The 21,685-nt window shown below is 39.4% G+C and carries 22 protein-coding genes and 1 pseudogene; 3 read left to right on the forward strand and 20 right to left on the reverse strand.

The features are described from left to right. Nucleotides 1-83: 83 nt before the first annotated feature. Nucleotides 84-2,687 carry a bifunctional acetaldehyde-CoA/alcohol dehydrogenase gene (gene adhE / locus M5A78_RS13480; protein WP_248735796.1) on the reverse strand — a complete coding sequence of 868 codons (2,604 nt, stop codon included), beginning with the start codon at nt 2,685-2,687 and terminating at the stop codon, nt 84-86. A 731-nt stretch (nt 2,688-3,418) separates the two neighbouring features. On the opposite strand from adhE, the pseudogene M5A78_RS13490 reads away from it, so the two are divergent. Then, a pseudogene (locus tag M5A78_RS13490) lies at nt 3,419-3,652 on the forward strand (transposase); the annotation flags it as partial. A gap of 235 nt (nt 3,653-3,887) precedes the next feature. Here M5A78_RS13490 and msrB read toward each other — a convergent pair. The 3 genes from msrB to rsgA all read right to left on the reverse strand — a co-directional run bounded on the left by msrB (nt 3,888) and on the right by rsgA (nt 6,054). Further along, on the reverse strand, nt 3,888-4,325 hold the full coding sequence (gene msrB / locus M5A78_RS13495) for a peptide-methionine (R)-S-oxide reductase MsrB (RefSeq protein WP_248735797.1): 438 nt from the start codon (nt 4,323-4,325) through the stop codon (nt 3,888-3,890). Beyond that, nucleotides 4,315-4,806 (reverse strand): peptide-methionine (S)-S-oxide reductase MsrA, encoded by a 492-nt coding sequence (msrA, locus tag M5A78_RS13500; RefSeq protein WP_406603700.1) that lies wholly within the window; start codon nt 4,804-4,806, stop codon nt 4,315-4,317. The genes msrB and msrA overlap by 11 nt, the downstream gene beginning before the upstream one ends. Before the next feature lie 180 nt (nt 4,807-4,986). Beyond that, nucleotides 4,987-6,054: a ribosome small subunit-dependent GTPase A gene (gene rsgA, locus M5A78_RS13505; RefSeq protein WP_248735799.1), complete on the reverse strand. Its 1,068-nt coding sequence runs from the start codon at nt 6,052-6,054 to the stop codon at nt 4,987-4,989. 332 nt (nt 6,055-6,386) lie between these two features. On the opposite strand from rsgA, the gene M5A78_RS13510 reads away from it, so the two are divergent. Further along, nucleotides 6,387-7,139 (forward strand): DUF4397 domain-containing protein, encoded by a 753-nt coding sequence (locus tag M5A78_RS13510; RefSeq protein ID WP_248735800.1) that lies wholly within the window; start codon nt 6,387-6,389, stop codon nt 7,137-7,139. A 55-nt stretch (nt 7,140-7,194) separates the two neighbouring features. On the opposite strand, the gene M5A78_RS13515 is transcribed toward M5A78_RS13510, so the two are convergent. The 5 genes from M5A78_RS13515 to M5A78_RS13535 all read right to left on the reverse strand — a co-directional run bounded on the left by M5A78_RS13515 (nt 7,195) and on the right by M5A78_RS13535 (nt 10,670). Then, nucleotides 7,195-7,773, reverse strand: coding sequence for a YpmS family protein (locus M5A78_RS13515; protein WP_248735801.1), 579 nt, complete (start codon nt 7,771-7,773; stop codon nt 7,195-7,197). Between the two features lie 6 nt (nt 7,774-7,779). Next, entirely contained in the window at nt 7,780-8,604 is an 825-nt protein-coding gene (locus tag M5A78_RS13520) for an SGNH/GDSL hydrolase family protein (RefSeq protein WP_248735802.1), read from the reverse strand. Between the two features lie 109 nt (nt 8,605-8,713). Continuing rightward, the gene (locus M5A78_RS13525; RefSeq protein WP_248735803.1) at nt 8,714-9,292 is read right to left on the reverse strand and encodes an SCO family protein; all 579 of its coding nucleotides are present in this window, start codon (nt 9,290-9,292) and stop codon (nt 8,714-8,716) included. Between the two features lie 135 nt (nt 9,293-9,427). Continuing rightward, nucleotides 9,428-10,270: a DegV family protein gene (locus M5A78_RS13530; RefSeq protein ID WP_248735804.1), complete on the reverse strand. Its 843-nt coding sequence runs from the start codon at nt 10,268-10,270 to the stop codon at nt 9,428-9,430. A gap of 148 nt (nt 10,271-10,418) precedes the next feature. Then, complete coding sequence (locus M5A78_RS13535; protein ID WP_248735805.1) at nt 10,419-10,670, reverse strand: DUF2535 family protein; 252 nt, start codon at nt 10,668-10,670, stop codon at nt 10,419-10,421. Nucleotides 10,671-10,927: 257 nt separating this feature from the next. Between M5A78_RS13535 and M5A78_RS13540 the strand changes: the two genes are divergently transcribed. Continuing rightward, nucleotides 10,928-11,122 carry a hypothetical protein gene (locus M5A78_RS13540; RefSeq protein ID WP_248735806.1) on the forward strand — a complete coding sequence of 65 codons (195 nt, stop codon included), beginning with the start codon at nt 10,928-10,930 and terminating at the stop codon, nt 11,120-11,122. A gap of 280 nt (nt 11,123-11,402) precedes the next feature. On the opposite strand, the gene hypE is transcribed toward M5A78_RS13540, so the two are convergent. Genes hypE through M5A78_RS13595 form a run of 11 tightly spaced genes read right to left on the reverse strand, consistent with a single transcriptional unit; the run spans nt 11,403 to nt 21,522 of the window. Beyond that, nucleotides 11,403-12,404, reverse strand: a complete 1,002-nt coding sequence (hypE, locus tag M5A78_RS13545) for a hydrogenase expression/formation protein HypE (RefSeq protein ID WP_248735807.1) — start codon at nt 12,402-12,404, stop codon at nt 11,403-11,405. Next, the gene (gene hypD / locus M5A78_RS13550) at nt 12,404-13,516 is read right to left on the reverse strand and encodes a hydrogenase formation protein HypD (protein ID WP_248735808.1); all 1,113 of its coding nucleotides are present in this window, start codon (nt 13,514-13,516) and stop codon (nt 12,404-12,406) included. The genes hypE and hypD overlap by 1 nt, the downstream gene beginning before the upstream one ends. After that, a complete protein-coding gene (locus M5A78_RS13555; RefSeq protein ID WP_248735809.1) occupies nt 13,488-13,724 on the reverse strand; it encodes a HypC/HybG/HupF family hydrogenase formation chaperone in 237 nt (78 codons plus the stop codon). The genes hypD and M5A78_RS13555 overlap by 29 nt, the downstream gene beginning before the upstream one ends. Then, on the reverse strand, nt 13,697-16,006 hold the full coding sequence (gene hypF, locus M5A78_RS13560; protein ID WP_248735810.1) for a carbamoyltransferase HypF: 2,310 nt from the start codon (nt 16,004-16,006) through the stop codon (nt 13,697-13,699). The genes M5A78_RS13555 and hypF overlap by 28 nt, the downstream gene beginning before the upstream one ends. Continuing rightward, nucleotides 15,991-16,650 (reverse strand): hydrogenase nickel incorporation protein HypB, encoded by a 660-nt coding sequence (gene hypB / locus M5A78_RS13565; RefSeq protein ID WP_248735811.1) that lies wholly within the window; start codon nt 16,648-16,650, stop codon nt 15,991-15,993. The genes hypF and hypB overlap by 16 nt, the downstream gene beginning before the upstream one ends. Before the next feature lies 1 nt (nt 16,651). Beyond that, nucleotides 16,652-17,005 carry a hydrogenase maturation nickel metallochaperone HypA/HybF gene (locus tag M5A78_RS13570; protein ID WP_248735812.1) on the reverse strand — a complete coding sequence of 118 codons (354 nt, stop codon included), beginning with the start codon at nt 17,003-17,005 and terminating at the stop codon, nt 16,652-16,654. Beyond that, nucleotides 16,998-17,441, reverse strand: a complete 444-nt coding sequence (locus M5A78_RS13575; RefSeq protein WP_248735813.1) for a hypothetical protein — start codon at nt 17,439-17,441, stop codon at nt 16,998-17,000. Before M5A78_RS13575 ends, M5A78_RS13570 begins: the two co-directional genes overlap by 8 nt. Then, nucleotides 17,438-17,926: a HyaD/HybD family hydrogenase maturation endopeptidase gene (locus M5A78_RS13580; protein WP_248735814.1), complete on the reverse strand. Its 489-nt coding sequence runs from the start codon at nt 17,924-17,926 to the stop codon at nt 17,438-17,440. Before M5A78_RS13580 ends, M5A78_RS13575 begins: the two co-directional genes overlap by 4 nt. Further along, complete coding sequence (gene cybH / locus M5A78_RS13585) at nt 17,916-18,716, reverse strand: Ni/Fe-hydrogenase, b-type cytochrome subunit (protein ID WP_248735815.1); 801 nt, start codon at nt 18,714-18,716, stop codon at nt 17,916-17,918. Before cybH ends, M5A78_RS13580 begins: the two co-directional genes overlap by 11 nt. 11 nt (nt 18,717-18,727) lie before the next feature. After that, on the reverse strand, nt 18,728-20,449 hold the full coding sequence (locus M5A78_RS13590; RefSeq protein WP_248735816.1) for a nickel-dependent hydrogenase large subunit: 1,722 nt from the start codon (nt 20,447-20,449) through the stop codon (nt 18,728-18,730). Continuing rightward, the gene (locus tag M5A78_RS13595; RefSeq protein WP_248735817.1) at nt 20,446-21,522 is read right to left on the reverse strand and encodes a hydrogenase small subunit; all 1,077 of its coding nucleotides are present in this window, start codon (nt 21,520-21,522) and stop codon (nt 20,446-20,448) included. The genes M5A78_RS13590 and M5A78_RS13595 overlap by 4 nt, the downstream gene beginning before the upstream one ends. Nucleotides 21,523-21,685: the final 163 nt, after the last annotated feature.

Raw genomic sequence — 21,685 nt, forward strand, 5'->3', positions numbered from 1 at the left:
GATAAAACTTTGACTTACAGTGTTAAATACTTTGAATCAGCCCCAGAGAGCGCTGGGACTGATTTTTTAAAAAGAAACATTACTTAAACGCCTTTATATGCTTGGCGATAAATAGCCGCAAGCTCACCTACTAGCGGCATTCTCGGGTTGGCAATCGTATCTTGATCCTCAAAAGCATTTTCAGCAAGTGCATCTACTTTGCTTTCGAATTCTTCATCATTTATTCCATTGGCTTTGATGCTCATTGGAATATCCAGTTCCTTGGCCAGCTCAACAATCTTATTGATTAAGCTTTCAATTCCTTCCTCCGTCGTGTTTGAAGAAAGACCTAGCATTTTGGCAATTTCTGCGTATCGTTTGTCAGCAATGAAGTGTTCATATTTAGGGAAGGTCATGAATTTATTTGGTTTCATTGAATTATATCGAATAACGTGCGGTAGCAGGATTGCATTAGCACGTCCGTGCGGAATGTTGTACTCAGCACCAAGGACATGGGCAAGGCTGTGGTTAATTCCTAAGAAGGAATTAGCGAATGCCATTCCCGCAATAGTCGCTGCATTGTGCATTTTTTCGCGGGCAAGCTCATCGTTGCCATCTCGATAGGCTCTAGGCAAATATTCAAATACGAGCTGAATGGCTTTTAAGGCAAGACCATCGGTATAGTCATTCGCCAAAACGGAAACGTACGCTTCAATCGCATGGGTTAAAACATCCATGCCAGTATCTGCAGTGACAGATTTCGGAACTGTCATCACAAACTGCGGGTCAATAATAGCTACATCTGGTGTCAGCTGAAAATCAGCAAGCGGATATTTCCTATTTGCTTTCCTATCTGAAATAACGGAAAAGGCTGTAACCTCTGAGCCTGTACCGCTAGTAGTCGGAATCGCTATGAAATTCGCCTTGCTGCGAAGAGTTGGGAATTTAACGACTCGTTTACTTGGGTCAAAGAATTTTTGTGTTAAACTTTTGAAGTCGGTATCAGGATGTTCATAAAACAGCCACATCGCTTTTGCTGCATCCATTACCGAGCCACCGCCTAAGGCAATGATGAAGTCCGGCTGAAACCTTCTCATCCGTTCCGCACCACTCATTACGGTTTCAATACTAGGTTCAGGTTCGATGTCAGAGAAAATCTCACATTGAACGTTGTTTTGATTCTTTTTTAAATAATATTGCACTTTGTCGACAAAGCCATTTTTCATGGAGCTTCCACTGGTAACAATGAATGCCCTCGAAATCCCTGGAATGGAAGCAAGCGTTTGTACAGAGTTTTTCTCGAAGAAAATCTGTGACGGTACTTTAAACCACTGAGTCATTGTTCTTCGCTTCGCTACCTTCTTGATATTAATTAAATTTGCTGCTCCAACATTCTGTGACACAGAGTTCCCTCCATAAGTCCCGCACCCGATGGTTAAGGACGGTAAAGATGTGTTATAAATATCCCCAATTGCCCCATGGGTTGATGGTGTATTGACAATGATTCGGCCAGCCTTCATTCGAGCGGCGAAACTATCAATCACATCCTGGTCAGCCGAATGGATGGCGGCAGAGTGACCAAGACCTCCATATTCCAACGTTTCCTCCGCAATGAGGAGGCCTTCGGCGAAACTATTAACCTTGTAACATGCTAAAATTGGACTTAATTTTTCACATGATAGCGGGTATTTCGGTCCTACTCCTTCTACTTCCGCGATTAAAATCTTTGTATTGGCTGGTACATTTATCCCTGCCATTTTCGCTATCATAAATGCAGGTAAGCCAACAATCATCGGGTTAAGTGAAGATGTTTTTGGGTCTATAGCAATCTTCTCTAGCATTTTCCGCTCTTCTTCATTGAGGAAATAACAGTTGTTAGTTAATAATTCCTGCCTTACTTCCTCATAAATCTCTTTATCAATAATAAGTGCTTGTTCTGAAGCACAGATCATGCCGTTGTCGAAGGTTTTCGATAATACAAGGTCGTTGACCGCCCGTTTAATGTTAGCCGTTTTTTCAATATAACAAGGTACATTTCCGGCACCAACACCAAGTGCAGGCTTCCCGGAACTATAAGCAGCTGTTACTAAGTTCGGCCCTCCTGTTGCAAGGATGAGTGAAATCTTTGGATGTTTCATCAAGGTTTGAAAGGCTTCGTGAGATGGAATTTCAATCCACTGGATGCAGTTCTCAGGGGCACCAGCCTTTACCGCTGCTTCCCTAACCAGTTTGGCTGTAATCGTGCAGCATTTTTGAGCATAGCGAGGGAAGGCAAAAATAATTGGATTTCTCGTTTTAAGTGAAATCAAAGCTTTAAAAATAACCGTAGAAGTAGGATTAGTAATTGGAATGACACCAGCGATGACACCGACTGGCTCGGCCATCTCAACCATACCTTCATTCTCATTTTCACTAATCACGCCAACCGTTTTCATATCCCTGATGTTGTTATAAATACACTCTGTAGCAAACATATTTTTGAAAACTTTATCCTCAAAAACGCCTCTTTTTGTTTCTTCTACCGCAAGCTTGGCCAACTCCTTATGGTTTTCAAGAGCAGTTAGAGCTACTTGCTTAACGATTTCGTCAACCATTTCCTGATTGTAGCAACGGAATTCCTCCAATGCTATTGCTCCATTTTTCGCTAATACATCAATCATCGCAGCAACATTATGGTTCTCTTGTAAGACTCTTTCCTTTACTGCCATCGAATATCCCTCCAGAATCATCAATCTTTTACTAAATGACACCAAGTTGGCTTTCAAAGCTTAACAAACTTTTTTCCTTCACTCCTTTTCCACTAATGGATAAAATATATCATGTGCACTATTTAAGAAATTGTCGAATCTTGCGCAAAAATGAATGAATAACCATTCATTTTTAAAATGTTCAAAAAGAATTCACAAATATCGTAAAAAGAATATGTCGTACATCAAAATGGCAAAAAAAAAACACAAGCTCAACAGCCTTTATTTTTTTATGTCACTTTAATATTTCACCGTGTTAATTTGTTATAATATTGTTCATGCAACATGTCTGTTGATTTGCGCTCCAGGCGCTTCGCTTTCCGCGGGCGTGCCGGGGAGCCTCCTCGGCGCATGCGCGACTGCGGGGTCTCCCCTGCCCCGTACTCCCGCAGGAGTCTTCGCGCCTTCCGCTCCAATCAACAGGTGCAAATTCAATAATGTCCACATACAACAAAAAAAATAAGTGGTGAAATCTATGTTTAAACCAAGAGAATCTTCCCAAAGTGAATATGAATTTGTGTCTATTGATGAATTAGTTCCTGATGATCACCTCCTGCGTTTGATTGATAAATAGATTGATTTTTCGTTTCTTCCTGAAATAGTTCGCCCTTATTATAGTGATGATAACGGCCGCCCATCTGATCCCCTAATTTTGTTTAAAATGATCTTTATTGGTTATCTTTACGGTATAGGTAAGGTTAAATCGCTTATCTAAATCGGGAAAATTGCTTTATAAATTTAGAAAGGAAAAAATGGAGCGAAGCTTCGCAGACTCAAAAGGGTTGCATGGGTTTCGCTACTGCCGGTTACGGGGAATAAAGAATGCAAGTGAACAGGCTCTCCTTACAGCAGCCTGCCAAAAAATAAAAAAGATTGCGACACACTTAGCCAGGTTAGAAAAAGTGTGTGGCAATTCTTTAGGTTGATTTGCCACCCTGTTGATTGGAGCGGAGGGCACTCGACTCCTGCGGGATAGAGAGGTCACGGGAGACCCCGCAGGCGCCTATAGCGCCGAGGAGGCTCCCGGACCTCCCCGCGGAAAGCGAGTGCCCGGAGCGGAAATCAACAGGCCAGTTAGCAGGGCCAATCCATTATTAAAAAATTGCCGAGAAATATACCCTTTCTCGACAATCTAAGCCGCACAATGGATGCGGCTTTTTGTTATTTTTTGAATAGATAAGAATACTCCCCGTAACCTTCCACTTCAAGTCTTTCTTTCGATATAAACCTTAAGGCGGCGGAATTGATACAATAGCGCAAACCTGTTGGGTCAGGACCATCATTAAATACATGGCCTAAATGAGAATCAGCCAACTTACTCCTTACTTCTGTCCGAGTCATAAAATGACTAAAATCCGCTTTTTCAAGCACTTCTTCTTCTTGAATGGGTTTTGTAAAGCTCGGCCAGCCACAGCCAGCATCAAATTTATCAAGCGAACTAAAGAGCGGCTTTCCAGAAACAATGTCCACAAAAATACCGTCTCTAGTTTCATTCCAATATTCATTTTTAAAAGGCGGCTCTGTTGCATTATTTTGTGTTACCTCATATTGGATTGGTGTTAATTCCTTTTTCAACTGTTCTATATCTTTATTTTTCATTTTCTTCACCCCAATGCTTTTGAATAAATCCGGCCCGTCCAGAGCCTACATGATAGGACTCATAATGGACCCTATTTTTCTTATAGTAGCCCTGATGATATTCTTCTGCCGGATAAAAGGTCTGTGCAGGAAGAATCGGTGTAACAATTGGTTTAATAAATCGGCCGCTATCCTGGAGCCGTTGTTTTGATTCTTCAGCAAGCCTTTTTTGCTGCTCATCATGGTAAAAAACCGCTGTTTGATAGGAATGGCCGCGATCGTAAAATTGTCCACCCGGATCGGTTGGGTCAATCTGCTGCCAAAATAATTCCAACAGCTTTTCATAAGGAAAAATAGATGGATCATAGTTAATTTGGACAGCTTCATAATGGCCGGTAGTATCTGAACAAACCTGCTGGTATGTCGGGTTTTCAACCGTTCCGCCTGTATAACCTGAAATTACACTTATAATGCCTGGCTGTTCATCAAATGGCTTCACCATACACCAAAAACAGCCGCCGGCAAACGTTGCTAATTGAGTTGCCTTTTCCACGAGCCCACCCCTTTTTTGCAATTCTTGACCTTATTTAAAAGTATACAGAATGTTTCTACAGAAATAAAACTTCTTGACATGATAAAAAATAGAGCCGCAACCATTTTCCCTGGTTCGGCTTAAAATACATTAACGGCTCTTCCGCTGTTTTATTTGTTTGTTAATAGTCTTCCATTGTTTTCTTACTTCAGCTTGGGCACGTTTATCTGCTTTTCTTTCAATAAATGCGAGCTCCTTTTGCAACTTTGTGTAACTTGTCAACCTTCCAGCTGCAAGCTGTCCCTCATTAATGGCGTTCACCACTGCGCAACCTGGCTCATCCATATGCAGACAATCGCGGAATCGACAATTTCCCGCTAACTCTTCTATCTCAGAAAAGGTTTCTGATAAACCGTCTGAACTTTCCCAAAGCTGTAATTCCCGCATCCCAGGTGTATCAATCAAAACGCAGCCATTCGGTAAGAGAATTAACTCTCGATGGGTGGTTGTATGTCTTCCCTTATCATCTGCCTCGCGAATTTCCTGTACCAATTGCTTCTCTGCGCCTAATAATCGGTTCGTTAAGGTTGACTTTCCGACTCCAGAGGATCCGAGCAAAGCAATTGTTTTTCCCGGCTTTAAAAATAGTTCAAGCTTTTCAAATCCTGCAAGAGTTTCAGAGCTAATCGGAATGATGGGAACTCCACCTAATGCAATTGCTTCCACTTTAGTAATTTTCTCCGTAATGTTATGACAAAGATCGGCTTTACTTAACACAATAACAGGGTTTGCACCGCTTTCCCATGTCAGTAATAAATAGCGCTCTAATCTCCGTAAATTTAAGTCTTCATTTAAGGAGTTAACAAGAAAAACAGTATCCACGTTTGCCGCAACAATTTGCTCTTCGGCTGTTGCTCCAGCTGATTTTCTTGAAAACTTACTTTTACGCGGTAAAACGGTTATAATCGTTCCCTTTCCTTCTTCAGCCCTCGGCTTTAAGCCGATCCAATCGCCAACGGCGGGGAAATCCTCACGAGCCTTAGAATGAAAGCTGAACTTACCTGATACTTCACATAATAATTCTCCAAATTCCGTCCACACACGATATATCCGCTTATGCTCAAGTGCCACTCGGCCTATTATTAAATCCTCACCCAAGTTCAATTGATCAAAATCTTTTTTAATGATTTCCGTTAATCCCATGCTTAATAAATTCATTCTTATTCCTCCAGCAAATTTTTTTAAAATAAAAAACCATAGGCACACACAGCCCATGGTTTTATTCGCATAAGGGAATAAAGAAGATAAATACTCCTAAAAAGGGGATTTTTGGGCTGTGCAAACAATATTCAAATAATATATATTTCTCACATTTTCAATTAACATTGCACGTCACCCACTTTCAATCTTATTGGTAATAAGTATATGTAATATTTTTTCATTTGTAAATATAAATTGGCTAAATTTCTATTTACTACCAGGGAGATAGACACCTACCTAATGAAACATGAATAAATTATGTTGTATAAGATTTGATAGGAGATGCTTGTATGTCAGAAACAAGAAACCACGCTGATTACCTTCACAAAGCAGCAATGTATGATTTGTTGGCACAATTTTATAAATACACAAACCCAAGCTTCCACATGCATTTTTATTTAAAACACCTTAAAAACATGAATAAAGCAATGTACATGATGCGAACGAATTCTCAAACAGCACAAAGGGAAGCAAAGGTTCGCGTCCTCCATTCCTCTCATGATTCCCCTAATGTAGACATATATATTAATGGAAAGAGAATGATTAGAGACCTGCCTTTCAAAAATGTCAGTTCAGATCTTCCATTAAAGGCTGGGAAATATCATTTCGATATATACCCGTCTGGAAATATGGTTGATAGTGTATTAAATAAAAAAATAACCGTGGAACCAGGCAAATCGTATACATTGGCTACCATTGACCATGTTAAAAAGATGCGCCTGCTCATGTTTGAAAATCACCCGGGTGTTCCAGTTAATGAGGCGAAGGTCCGCTTTATCCATCTTTCACCGGACACTCAGCCACTTGATTTAGCCGTACAGGGTCGAGATGTTATTTTCCATAACGTTTCCTATAAACAGGCCACAGAATATTTAGGTTTAACCCCAATGACTGTAGACCTCGAGGTGAGGAAAGCTGGAAGTAAGACCGTTATCCTTCCTTTGCATCAGCTTCAATTTAATGCTAATGAGAGCTACTCGATTGTATTTGTTGGCCTATCAAAAGATAAACCGGAGTTTCAAATGATCAGATTGAAGGATTAAGCACAGACTCACCTCAAAAATTGACGAATAAAAGGTGCCTCAATATAAGAGGCACCTATTTTACAGGGACGAGTATGGTAAATGCAATGTCATCTTTTTTTAAATCAAATTTGTCCGCTTTGATTTTCATTTCACTTTTCATTTTTAATTGCTGCATGTTGATATATACCTGTTTTTCATTTGGTCTAATGTCAACTCCCTTTGGGAGCTTGTAATTTTCACTAATAAAACTTAGTACGTATGAAATAGGCAAGTGCAAACTGCCGATTGCAATCGATTTTTGATTCAATACCAAATCACCATTTTTAAGGGCATCAGGTTCAAATGTTAATTTCATATTTAACTCTTCACTGAAAAACGGAATGGTTCCATATAACTCCACTTCTTCGCCCAAGATAACACGATAACCGATAGGAGAATCGGCAGCTTGCTCTCGTAAATAATGGTTAATAAGCCGATTTAAATCATATTTATTTGATTTTACATGAAAGGAAACATAATCACCTGTAAGGCTCTTTTGATTATTGCCTTTCCTATCTGAAGTTGGAGTCATAATCAAGGTTAAGATAATAATTGCGGACAAAAGGTTGATTCCTATTAAGAGAAGGAATCCTATTTTCCATTTATTTTTCATAAAAATCTAATTCTCCTCTGTAGTGACCAGGTATGCCTTCTTTTCTATATCAGGTATTACCCTTTCTTCCAAGGTCTCATTTAATCTCTCAGCAATTAGTTGATAGCCTTTGTCATTTGGATGAAAATTATCAGTATACAAAAGATTTTCATCAGCATGTAAAAACACATCTTCAATTGGGACAAAATAGGCGTTAGGATAATTGACGATGACGCTTTGACCAGCTTTATTCCAATCCGCAACAATCTCATCCATTTCTTTTATATCAGAAAACCATTTCGAAAACGGATTATACAACCCCACTAATACAATGGACACGTTAGGGTTTTCCTGGACAATTGCCTCGATTATTTGTGTTAAATGTTTGCGATAGGCTTCTTTCTCCTTCACAAAATCGGAAATTTGCAGGTTAGAAATATTATCCCTTACCACTTTCATGATATCGTTACCGCCAATAGTAATAATAACCAAATCCGATTGTTTAACCAAATCCTTCATTTCTATCGATTGTAGCCTTTTTAATAGCTGAGTGGTCCGATTTCCCTTTACACCATAATTCAAGAAATCAACATGTTGGATGCCTTTTTCTTTTTCAAGCATCGTTTTTAAATATGGCAGGTATCCGCCTTGGTCTGTACTATCACCTACACCTTGTGTTAAGGAGTCACCAGCAGATAGGACCGTCAAATTTTCCGGAAGAAAATCTGCAGGAATTGGTTCAAAAACGGGAGCTGCTGATTTCTTTATCTGGTGTAAGGCCCATTGATCTGATTGACTGCATGAAGATAAGAATAATGCCGAGAGAATTAGAAGAGTGAAAAACTTTTTCATCTTTATTCACCTGCCTTCTAAACTATTTTTATTATAACACGACAGTATTCATTCAAAACAAGTATGTACTATCCTATTCCTACCAAAAAAAATAGACCAATTAAATGGTCTATTGTAATGCTTTGATGTCGTGAATAATTTCATCATAGGGAACATTTTTAAAGCCATCATACGATTTTTTAATATTTCCATCCTTATCAACTAAGTAAAGATAGGTTTGATGAATGACCTGATTGCCATCATCAGGTTTTTTGACAAGTGTCTTAAAATTTTTCGCTGCGAATTCTTCAATAAACGCTTGAGAGTACCCTGTTAGAAAGGTCCAGTTTTTAAAATCTACTCCAAATTGATTGCCATAACGGGTTAGGATTTCTGGTGTATCTACCGTTGGATCGACACTAAAAGAGACGAATTCAACATTCTTCAAGCCTTCCTCTTTAACCTTTTTCTGTATTTTTAACATATTGGAGGTCATCGGAGGGCAGACATCCGCACAGCTTGTAAAAATAAAAGTTGAAATCCACACCTTGCCCTTTAAATCTTTTAAACCTAATGACTTGTTATCTTGAGTTGTTGCCGTAAAATCCTTTACCTGCCAATTCACGGCATTTTCTATTTCTTTTTTTCCACATGCCGACATTAACAGAGTACTAATAACTAAAAAAACTACCATTAACCGAGCCTTCATCGTATCACCTGCAACCTTTTCTTTTCCATATCGTGAATAGTTTAACAAAGTTCTGAAAAAGATGAAAGAAAACTGTCTTAATCTTTGACGGCAAAAAATAGAGGATGGTGCTGCGTCAGGCACCATCCTCTATTTTTAGTCGTAGTAATACATTAAGGCAAGTGCACCCGGTCCGGTATGAGTGCTGACAATGGGGCCAGTATAATCAATTTCGATATCCTGAAACCCAGTTAACTCGTATATGCTTTCTTTTATTTTTGTAGATAGCTCATATGCTTCGGCGTGAGCAATACCAACACCGCGAATGGTTTTCTCTTTTATATCCTCGGCAAATTGCTTGGCCATAAATTTAACGACTTGAGAATGGCTGCGTACCTTCGTAACAGGTGTATACTCTGCACCTTCAAGTGATGCAATCGGTTTAATATTTAACAGGGATCCGATAAAGGCCTTCCCTTTTCCGATTCGTCCACCCTTAACCAAGTTATCTAATGTGTCAACCATAATGTACAGCTTGGTATGATTACGAACAGCCTCTAGTCGGTTAAGGATTTCCTCCATGCTCTTCCCTAGTTTTGCCATCTCAGCAGCTTCCCTAACCTGAAAAGAAAGAGCTTTTGAAATAAACTTTGAATCCACCACAGTTACCTTCGTTTCTGTCATCTGTGCTGCGCTTTCAGCGGAGCGCACCGTCCCGCTCATTTTGCCGGTCATATGGATGGATAATACCTCATAGCCTTCTTCTCCAAGTCGGTCATAAACCTCAAGAAAAGCACCTATAGAAGGCTGCGAGCTTTTAGGTAATTCTTTGGAACCACTCATACCTTCAATAAATTCAACAGGATTGATATCCACCCGATCTAAGTAGGTTTCTCCATTTATAGTTACTGCCAATGGCACAATAATAATACCAAGCTTTTCCGCCATATCATTTGTTATATCTAATGTTGAATCGGTTACAATTTTTATTTTGCTCATACATTCACATCCCTACCATTACTGCCTTGTATTATACAGGTTTCGGCTTTTGAATGAAACACAATCCATCCTTTTCTATAATAAATTTAACATTTAACATTTTTTGGATAAAAATAATAGAGCATCGATTTCCGATGCTCTAATAGCATTATGCGTTATTCTTTAGTTCTCCGACCTTAAACAGTTGTTCATAGTCCGGCCATTTCATGACCTTTTTCAAATAATCTTTAAAGGAGTAGCATCTTTTTGGCTTTTTCTCTTGATAAAGTGATGCAACTAACGTCTGCAAACGGACTTGGATCATAAATTTATAAGTACTATCTTCCTCCAATACAGGAATATCCATGACTTTAACCTTCTGTCCAACAACATTTTTGAACTCTAGGCTTTTCAATAGCAAAATATCAATCCTCTTTTTTACCCGTTTGACTTTATTATACACCCTATTCATCTCGAATTGTGTCTAATTATGCCTGGTTTAGAAAAATATTTGTGAATTATTTACATCACAAACAGCCCACTGTTATTTGCTTGCTTTTAGTCGAATGATTCGAAAATAAAAGGTCTAATCCGAGCATTCAATTTTGGATTTTGCTGGAGATAACTATGTTTGATAATAAATAATTTCGGTTTACTTTGTTTGCGGGTTTCAGCGTCATGGGAAGTAATACTGGTGAGGTCATTGCTGCAGATTGGGCAGACCCATCTATCGGAATCGCTGCTGCTGAAGGATGGTTGATGGCATTTCGGACAGATCTTTTTATACATAAGAGACAACTCCTTTTCTTCTATTTTTCAAGCACTGATATTTTAGAATTTTTATTAAACTATGTATTTTCAATAGAAAAATGACATCATTAACTTACTAATTTCCGATATGTTCGTTCTTATTAAAGAACTAATAGATTAAGTATATGCTATAATAACGACCATTAAAAATCTTAAAAACAGGCATATTTTCGTAATTAAGAACAATTATAGTTGTTTTTCTCGTTTTATCTCTTGTTTTCTTATTATTAGGAACTTTATAACAAACTGTTCGTTCTTTATATAATTTCAAAACTGGATGAAAGAAAATAAGTAAACAAAAAAAATAGCCCCCATTTTTATAGTAAAAATGGGGGCTATTTTTTTAACAGATTCTCGGAAACATTGTTCCTGATAATCTATTTAGTATTCTTTTGGATCCAAGCGGTGTTTCTAATAACAATTGTCCTTTTTCTTTTCCAATGATGGTACCAATAACGACAGCGTTTTCTCCCTCAGGGAATTCTCGCAATATATCGATTACTTTATTTCTTTCATTTTCAGCAACGACAATAATTGCCTTTCCCTCATTTGCAAGATATAGCGGGTCAAAGCCCAACAGATCACAGACACCGTGTACCTCGCCTTTTACTGGTACATCGATTTCATTGATTTTCATCGTAATATTAAAATCTTCGGCAATTTCAACTAGAGTTGTAGCAAGGCCGCCTCTTGTTGGGTCACGCATAATCCTTACGCCCTTCGAATGCTGTAAGACCTCATCCAGCATTGTATTTAGTGAGGCACAATCACTATTAATTGGGACAGTAATACCCAGTTCTCCTCTTGCAGTAAGGACAGCTATACCATGGTCACCGATAGTTCCTGAAACAATGATAGCATCGCCTTCTTCAAATTCAAGGCTACAACCCATGTTAGGTTGATAAACTCCGATTCCAGTTGTATTAATATACACTCCATCGGCACTGCCTCGTTCAACTACCTTTGTGTCACCAGCTACAATTACCACACCTGTTTTACGTGCTTCATTCGCCATATCTAAGACTATTTGCCTTAAATCGGCAACAGGAAAGCCCTCTTCAATGATAAAGCCACAGGTTAAATAAACAGGTTTTGCCCCGCTGACTGCAAGATCATTAACGGTACCGGCTACGGCTAATTTTCCAATAGAACCACCCGGAAAGAAAATTGGTTTAATCACAAACGAATCGGTTGTCACAGCAATTTTACTGTTTGAAATGATGACGGAAGCAGCATCAAACATAGCTTCGTTACCATCACCAAATGCATTGATAAATACATCCCGGATTAATCGATGACTTAATTCCCCGCCATCACCGTGCGCTAAGCTAATAAATTTTTCCATCAAAAGCTCTCCCTCATGTATTGATAATAAGCAGCACAGCTTCCTTCGGCCGACACCATACACGGACCAACTGGATTCATTGGGTGACAGGCTTTACCGAACAATGAACATTCATTAGGCGATATTAATCCACGGATGACTTCACCGCAGCGACATTTTGTTTTCCTTGGCTCCCCAACTTCAACCGTAAATCTTTTTTTTGCATTAAACTGGGAATATTCCGGTTTTAAATCCAGTCCGCTATTGGGAATTACTCCAATGCCGCGCCATGCCTCATCGCATTCGGTTAAATATTTATCCATCCACTGATGGATTACCTGATTCCCGGTTTTCGTTACAATCGATGGATGATTATTAATAATTGCTGCCTGCCCTGTTAACGCTAACTCGATGGATTTGTAAATACCAAAAAGTAGTTCTGCTGTTTCAAATCCGGTTATCACCCCGGATATATGATATTCATCAACTAAGTACTTATAAGAATTTTCTCCTAAGACAATGGATACATGTCCTGGGAGTAAAAATCCGTCCAAATTGACTTCTCCCGCATCCAGTAAATAGCGGAGAACGGGTTCAACCAGCTTTGTTGTCATCCAGATTGAAAAATTCCCAATACTGCGTTTTTCTGCTTCACCGACCATTAGCGTTAAGATGGGGATGGTGGTTTCAAAGCCAACTCCAAGAAAGATGACTTCTTTATCAGGATTTTCTTCAGCAATCTTAATAGCCTCAACAGGCGAGTATAATACCCGAATATCCTTACCCGCAATCTTCGAATCAAGCAGTGTTTTGTTAGATCCTGGCACGCGCATCATATCGCCAAACGTACAGATAATTCGATTTTCACCTTCTGCCAGGGCAATCATGGCGTCAATGGATCTTTGGTCGGTTACACAAACTGGGCAGCCGGGGCCAGAAATTAAGTTTACCTCATCTTTCAAGCATTGTTTAACTCCTGTACGAGCTAAAGACATAGTATGTGAGCCGCAAACTTCCATAAATGCAGGCCTTCGTCCAAATTTCTGTTGAAATTCTTTTGCTTTTTCAATTACTGCTTCCACAAGCGGCTTACATATTTCCGGATTACTTGATTGCTTCAGAATTTCGAGCATCGACGAGCTTCCTCCATTCTTCGACACTTTGTTTTGCATATGTTTCATCGACGATACTCATTGCCTGTCCAGCATGGACAATTACATAATCGCCAATATTTACATCAGGAACAAAAATAATCCCGACTGTTGTTTGTGAACCCATTACATCCACAATCGCGCTATATTCATTTTTTTTAACTACCTTTGCTGGTACTCCAACACACATTGGTTAGCACTCCTTTTTGCCGCGGCAACAACCAATTGCCCGTATGATAATCCACCGTCATTACACGGGGTATTTTCAGGTGCAAAGACCCTAAAACCCCGATCTCTTAATTCCGCCGTTATTCTTTTCCGCAAATATCGGTTATGGATACTTCCACCCGATAACACAACGTCCTTTTTAGCATTTGGATATTTTTCAGACAAACTTTTCATTGTCGAAATAATCGCCTGCACGACTGTTTCGTGGAATCTGCCACTTAATACAGAAACATCTTTCCCAGCTAAAACGTCCAAAGCTATTTCCTTCAACATCGACCTAAAATCAATCGTTAATACTTCTTTTTCGAGTAATCCAAAGGGATATGGTTCGAATATAATTGCTTCATCTACTAGTTCAGCTAATTGAATCGCCGCTTCTCCATCGTAGCTTGATACCTTAGTCACCCCGCAAATGGCACTAACTGCATCAAACAGCCTACCACATGTACCGGCATAAACAATGTTCAAATTTCTTTCCATCATCCTCTTTAATATTTCAAGTTCTAAAACCTTATCCGCAAAAATAGCTTTGGCTAGATCTAAACCTTGTTCACCATGAAGGGCAATCAACATCGCTGCCGCATTCCTCCATGGTTCACGAATGCATTTTTCACTTCCGGGAAGTGGAGTATAATGTAAATGGGCCATACGTTCGAACTCAGATGCATCTCCGTAGTAGATTTCAAAACCCCAAATATTGCCGTCAAGACCATATCCTGTTCCGTCAAGGATAATGCCGTAAGCTTTGCCGCAAATTTGATGTTCGTCGATACAGGCTGCCATATGGGCATGATGATGCTGAACTTCCATTACTTCAGTAAAATCATATTCCTTCACTAGTTTCTGTATGTGGTAGCCTGGGTGAGCATCGATGACAGCTAGACTCTTCGGTGTATCAATCCATTTCAAAAGATGGTCTAATTCATCCTGATAATGGTTAATCGTTTCAATATTTTCTAAATCACCAATATGTGGACCTACAAAAATTTGTTCATTTCGGCCAATCGTAAAGGTTGTTTTTTGCTGGCCACCGAAAGCTACAATTCCAGTAACATCTTTATTGGTTGTAAATGGATCAGGGACATACCCCCTTGATCTACGGAAGAAATCAAGCTTCCCATCATTAATTTGGACAACTGAATCATCTACTGGATGAAGAATTTCCCGGTTATGAACGAGATAATAATCGGTAATGCCAGCTAGGTATTGAAGGGCTTCCTCATCCTTATATAAAATCGGCATCCCTGATGGATTCGCACTTGTCATCACAAGAAAGGCTAACTCTGGGTCAGTAAATAATAAATGATGCAGTGGTGTATAAGGTAGCATCACACCGATTGTGTCCATTCCAGGTGCTACACTTTTTGCTAGTTTATATTGTTTATTTTTTTTGAGAATTACAATGGATGACTCTGGACTATCCAATAGTTCACGTTCATCTCTACCTATTTCCCCAAGATCTTCCACTGATGAAAGTGAAGAAGCCATAACAGCTAGCGGCCGCAATGGCCTTTTTTTTCTATTTCTTAACGTAGTTACAGCTATTTCATTTTGGGCATCACAGCAAAGGTGGTAGCCGCCAATGCCTTTGATGGCCAAAATCTTTCCCTCTTTTAAATGCTTAATGGAATCCTTAATCGGATTCTCAGAATCTACTTCTTGTCCGTCCTTAAGAAGCAGCCTAACTTTCGGACCGCATTTTGGGCAAGCAATTGGCTGTGCATGATGTCTTCTATTGGTTGGGTCCTCGTATTCCTTGCGGCATTCCTCGCACATTGGAAAACCCTTCATCGAAGTATATGGCCGGTCATAGGGCAATTCTTCAATGATTGTGTAGCGGGGTCCACATTGTGTACAGTTAATAAACGGATACTGATAGCGAAAATCATCCGGATCGTTCATTTCAGTTAAACAATCATCACAAACTGCAGAATCAATCGGAATCACGAGCATTGACGTGCCGCTTCGCTCACTCTCAATAATCGTAAACTCGGTTATATTCAGAAACTCAGCCTTTTCAACCAATATCTCATTGATTTTGGAAAGCCTAGGTGCCTTATTTTTCAAGTCTGATAAAAAGGACTGAATGGATTCGTCCGCTCCCTCTAGGTGAATCTTGACACCGTCCATATTGTTTTGAACGGTACCATTAAGCTGATATTTACAGGCAAGCTGAAAGACGAACGGACGGAAGCCAACGCCTTGCACCCGCCCCCTGACGGCAATCCTTACTGCTGAACACATTGGAGATAAGCTCCTTCAATCCAGGAAAACCATTCATGCATACCTTCCTGTGTGCGAGCAGAAAGGGAAAATAAGATAGACTCAGGATTAATTTCTGTTAGGTCTTTTCTGGCTTCTTCAACACTAAAATCTAGATATGGCAATAAATCTATTTTATTTAAAAGCACAAGCTCTGTTCTCATAAACATTTGTGGGTATTTTGGAATTTTATCATTTCCTTCAGGAACACTTAGAACAGCTACTTTATGGTGCTGGCCTAGGTCATATCCCGAAGGACAAACTAAATTGCCGACATTTTCAATGAAAAGTAAATCAATTTCGTCTAGATCAAATTCGGTTAATGTGGCAGCAACCATACGGGCATCAAGATGGCAGCCGCCATGGGTATTGATTTGTACTGCCTTTGCACCCATTGCACGAATTCGATCAGCATCCCTTTCTGTCGCTAAATCACCTTCAATGACGGCAATCCGATATTTCCCTGAAAGTTCTCTTACTGTTTCCTCCAATAGAGTTGTCTTACCTGCACCGGGAGAACTCATCAGATTTATTACTAAGGTTTTCGTATTTTGGAATAGCTCTCGATTGAACTCTGCAGCCTTATTGTTATTTGTTAATACATCCGTTCTTAAAGTTATTTTCATTTCAATTTCTCCCTTCGTATGATAAAATCTGGAATGTTTCCCCCGATAGTACCTTTCCAGAAGGGACAAGACAGCTCGGACAAAGAGCTATTTTCTGGTCAGGTCGATATTCCAATTCACAGAGGACACATTTTGCTTTTGCTTCTTCAATGTGTAGAACAAGTTCAGCAGTTTCTGTAAACAGATGCAGATTTTGATCTCGGAAAATATCAAATGCCATTCTTAACGCATCTGGCATAGCATTGGAGATTTCTCCAACAATTAATTCAACCTTATCTATTTGTTGAATTCCTTTGTCAGTGGCATCCTCCTGAATAAGCTGGAGGATATCTCCCATTAATGACATTTCATGCATCGCTATCACCCTGTCTCTTGTACTCCTGAAACCCAATTAAATAGGTGTCGTTCTTAAGTTTTATTGGGTAGGAATTGAGTTGTAAATCGCCAGATTGAGATTTAAAATTATATTCATTTTGACAATTCAAACATTTCCCAGTTGAATATAGTGTTGTTAGAATAATAATATTCGAACATACAGGACATACTCCATCAACTGCCTGCATGTTCGTTCCGATACGTGTTACTATAACGGGTTTACCATTAATAAACTTCATTTCAAGGTCAGAATTAAACTCATATTCTTTCATAATGGGGTGCCAAGTTATTCCTAGCACCCGATCAGTTGCAACTTCTATTTTTTCCAAATCCTCACTTAAAAAAGGTTCATAAACTGACTTAACTGTTTGAAAAAGGCTGTTTCCCATTTCTTTAAAAAAGTCGCCTCGCCTCATAGGAGATTTCTCCAGTTATTTATTTGATCAATGACCACTTTAGCCAATTCTCCTAGCTTACTTTGATTGATCTCAGTAAGTTCAACACCTAATTCAAGTGATGTGGGCTGCATCCCAAACATGACAATCTGTTTAGGGTAGCGCTCCCTCATCTTTGCCGCTAAAAGGACTTCTTGGAATCCCATTTGATGGACAGACATTTTAATTCCAAAATAGGCAGGAATTTCATCTCCAACTAGGGTAATTATCGTGCCACCTTGCTTACCAGCATTAATTGCATCAATAATTATTAAGTTTTCAGCATCTTCTACTGGGCCAAGTAACTTCATTCCGTCTGTTAAGCCCTCAACAATTTCGATATTTTCAACATCCTTTAATGCTTCTTCTAGCAAGGGCAAAAGGTGGATGCCAACACCCTCATCTGAAAAGAGGGTGTTGCCAATTCCTAAAATCGTTATTTTTTCGCCTGCAAGTTTATTTTCCATTCTTTTCACCTACTGATTTTTTCGTTGTTGTCTTATAGCCAGTAATCATTGATGAAATGGAACCGTTTCGTTCAAGATAGTCATCTCGGAAAGCCATATAAATGTGGATAACCATAAAAAGCATAAAGCCCCAAGCAGTAAGATGATGCCATGAGCGAAGCGTGTAGCTTTCACCGCCAAACAAATATGGTACCCAAACAAACAGCTTTGCCCAGAAAGATTCTTGTTGTGGTTCAAAATACATATAAAATCCTGTTAACATCACGATCCATGAACCTAGGCCGATAAAAATCCAGTAGCTTAATTGCGCTAAAGGGTTATGACCGACGTAATGAGGCTTTTTATTTTTCAAAAATATATAATACTTGATTGTTTCGAATACTTCTTTCCAAAAAATCCATCTAAGAGGGTTTGATGTCGCAAATTTATTTCCGACCGCAACCCAATACAAACGAAACATGAGACAAATAACAAATAAGAAAGCAGCAAAAAAGTGAATATATCTCATCCAGCCCATTAGATTGGAAAAATAGGCTTCTTCGGGAATTCCTGCTGAAGCAAACGGCTTTCCAATATAAATTCCTGTCCCCATTAACAGGAGGATAGCCAACATATTTACCCAGTGGAAAATCCTTACTGGCAGCTGCCAAACATAGGCTCTCACTTCATTATTAATTTGTTTGTAAACAATTGGCCTTTCGGGGTGAAACGTATTCTCACTGTTAATCCCTGGTTTATCATGGGATTGTCCTGGCGTTTGAGTCGGAATATTTGGCATGAGTTCAGCCATATGTCTCTCTCCTAACCTAAACGAATTTCAGTCGTATTATTAGTTTCCAAATCTGTTAAATGGACTGCACAGGCAAGACATGGATCAAAAGAATGGATGATTCGCATAATTTCTAGAGGTTGTTCTTTATCTAACATCGGTGTACCTTTAAGTGCAGCCTCATATGCACCAATCTTGTTTTTATGATCGCGAGGTGAAGCATTCCAAGTAGAAGGAACCACAGCTTGATAGTTATGCGTTTTTCCATCTTTAATATCAATCCAGTGTCCAAGTGCTCCGCGTGGTGCTTCCATCCAGCCCACACCTTTTGCCCGTTCTGGCCAAGTATTTGGTTCCCATTTTGAACGGTCAAATGTAGTTTGGTTACCGCTTTTTACATTATTCAATAATTCATCCATATCATTACGTAACCAACCGGAGATTAGGACGCTTTCCAATCCACGAGCAACAGTGCGGCCCAATGCTGATTGTAAGGCAGTGATTGGGAGATCAAGCTTTTTCAATGTATCGTCGACAATATTAACAATCTCTTCTTTTCCAGACGCATAGCCAACAATCATCCTTGCGAGTGGTCCTGTCTCCATCGGATGCTCTTTCCATCGTGGAGCTTTTAACCAGCTATATTGCTTTTCAGTATCCAATGTTTTAAACGGTGCTTGTGGTCCTGTGTAATTAAATGTGGTCTCACCTTCAAATGGATGCTTTCCTACTCCGCCTTCTTTTCCATCATAGGTGTACCATGAGTGATCAACAAACTCCTGCACATGTTTAGGGTCTTTAAGATCAACATCTAAAACTTCTTTCAGATTTCCATTTAAGATAATTCCTCTCGGCATACGATAGAGTTTTGTGTCGTAAATATCGCCCGTTGAAAAATCACCATAGCAAAGGTAATTATTCAAGCCTCCCCCATATGTCCAATCCTTATAATAAGATCCGATTGCAAGTAAATCAGGAATATAAACTTGATTAACAAAATCTCTCGCTTGATCGATTATCTGTGATACATGCATCAATCTCTCAGCGTGCACGCCATTATCGCTATCAATATCAAGCGGAGTTGCCATTCCACCAACCACATAATGTGGGTGAGGGTTTTTCCCGCCAAAAATCGTATGAATTTTGACTATTTCTTTTTGCCAATCCAATGCTTCGAGATAATGGGCCACAGCTAATAGGTTAACTTCTGGTGGCAGCTTATAAGCTTTATGTCCCCAATAGCCATTAGCAAAAATGCCAAGTTGGCCACTTTCCACTAATTTCTTCACTTTATTTTGTACATCAGTAAAGTATCCTGGTGATGATTTTGGCCAATTAGAGATTGATTGAGCAATTCGTGATGTTTCAGCAGGGTTTGCTTTCGTTGCACTCACAATATCGACCCAATCCAATGCATGCAAATGGTAAAAATGGACCACATGATCGTGAACAAATTGAGCTTCGTTCATTATGTCACGGATTAAATGGGCATTTCGCGGTATTTTTATTTTTAATGCATCCTCTACTGCCCGTATGGAAGTAAGCGCGTGTACTGTTGTACATACACCACATATTCTCTGTATAAATGCCCAAACATCTCTTGGATCACGGTCTTTAACAATAAGTTCCAGTCCTCGAACAGAAGTTCCAGAACTATACGCTTCTTTAATAACCCCTTTTTCATCTACATCTACTTCTACACGAAGGTGACCTTCAATTCTCGTTATTGGATCTACTACTATGCGCTCACTCATTCTTCTTCACCTCGTTTGTCATCTCGCTTCTTCTTAAATACCGTTCCTGCAGCATGAACGGCAATTCCAGCAGTGGTTGCACCAATGGCTGCTAAGCCAACAGCGTCTGGATTGATAGTAGTTTGTGTTCCAGGTATTTTCGCTCTTCTTGTATAAAAAGGACCATTATCCCAGAAGTCCTTTTCTGAACAACCGAAACATGGATTTCCAGATTGAATAGGATAGCTTACTCCGCCATTCCAGCGCATTTCTGCACAGGAGTTATAGGTTGTCGGGCCTTTACAGCCGACTTTATATAAACAATAGCCTTGTTTAGCCCCTTCATCGTCAAAATTCTCAACAAATAAACCCGCATCAAAATAAGCGCGTCGGTTACATTTATCATGGATCCGGTGACGATAAAAAGCTTTCGGACGGCCGAACTGGTCTAATTCAGGTAATTTTCCAAAAGTAATGATATGGGCAATAACTCCAGTCATTACCTCAGCAATTGGTGGACACCCTGGAACAAGAATAGTAGGAGTATTCTTTACAAAACTGGTAACTGGCTTTGCTCCAGTAGGATTTGGATGGGCAGCGGCTATTCCTCCCCAAGATGAACAAGAACCGTAGGCAATAATCGCCTTTGCTCCTGCTGCCATTTCTAGGAATGTTTCCTTGGCTGATTGACCTGCAACTGTTAAGTATGCATCATTATCAGGAATGCTTCCTTCCACGGCAAGAATATATTCTCCTTTATATTTCTCAAACACTTGTTTCATGGATGCTTCAGCTTGATGACCAGATGGTGCAGAAAGTACTTCAGAATATTCTAGTGAAATCATTTCAAGTAAAACGCTTTCAGTCTTTGGTTGTGATGACCGAATAAATGATTCCGAACAACCTGTACAATCCTGGAATTGCAGCCATACAACTGGTACTCTTGTTTTTGTTTCCATGGCTTTAACAACTTGGTCAGATTGGGTAAACTCCAAACCTAGTGTAGCGGCTAGTGCCGTACACATTTTCAGGAAGTCCCTCCGGCTAAATCCATGGTCGATTGCGGCTTCATATACTGTTTTCTGTCTCTTCATCCGCTTTCTCCTCCACTTATCATAAAAATAATAGAAACATTTGATTGCAATGTAATTGTAGAATACAACTGCAACTAAAGTCCTGAATAATCAAAAAAATACACAAATAATTCTTAACTGTATTTTAATAGTGGTTTTAGTAAATAAATAAAAAATAAAGGTA

Origin of the sequence: Neobacillus rhizosphaerae (genome assembly GCF_937468385.1) — a bacterium.
Classification (GTDB): domain Bacteria; phylum Bacillota; class Bacilli; order Bacillales; family Cytobacillaceae; genus Neobacillus; species Neobacillus rhizosphaerae.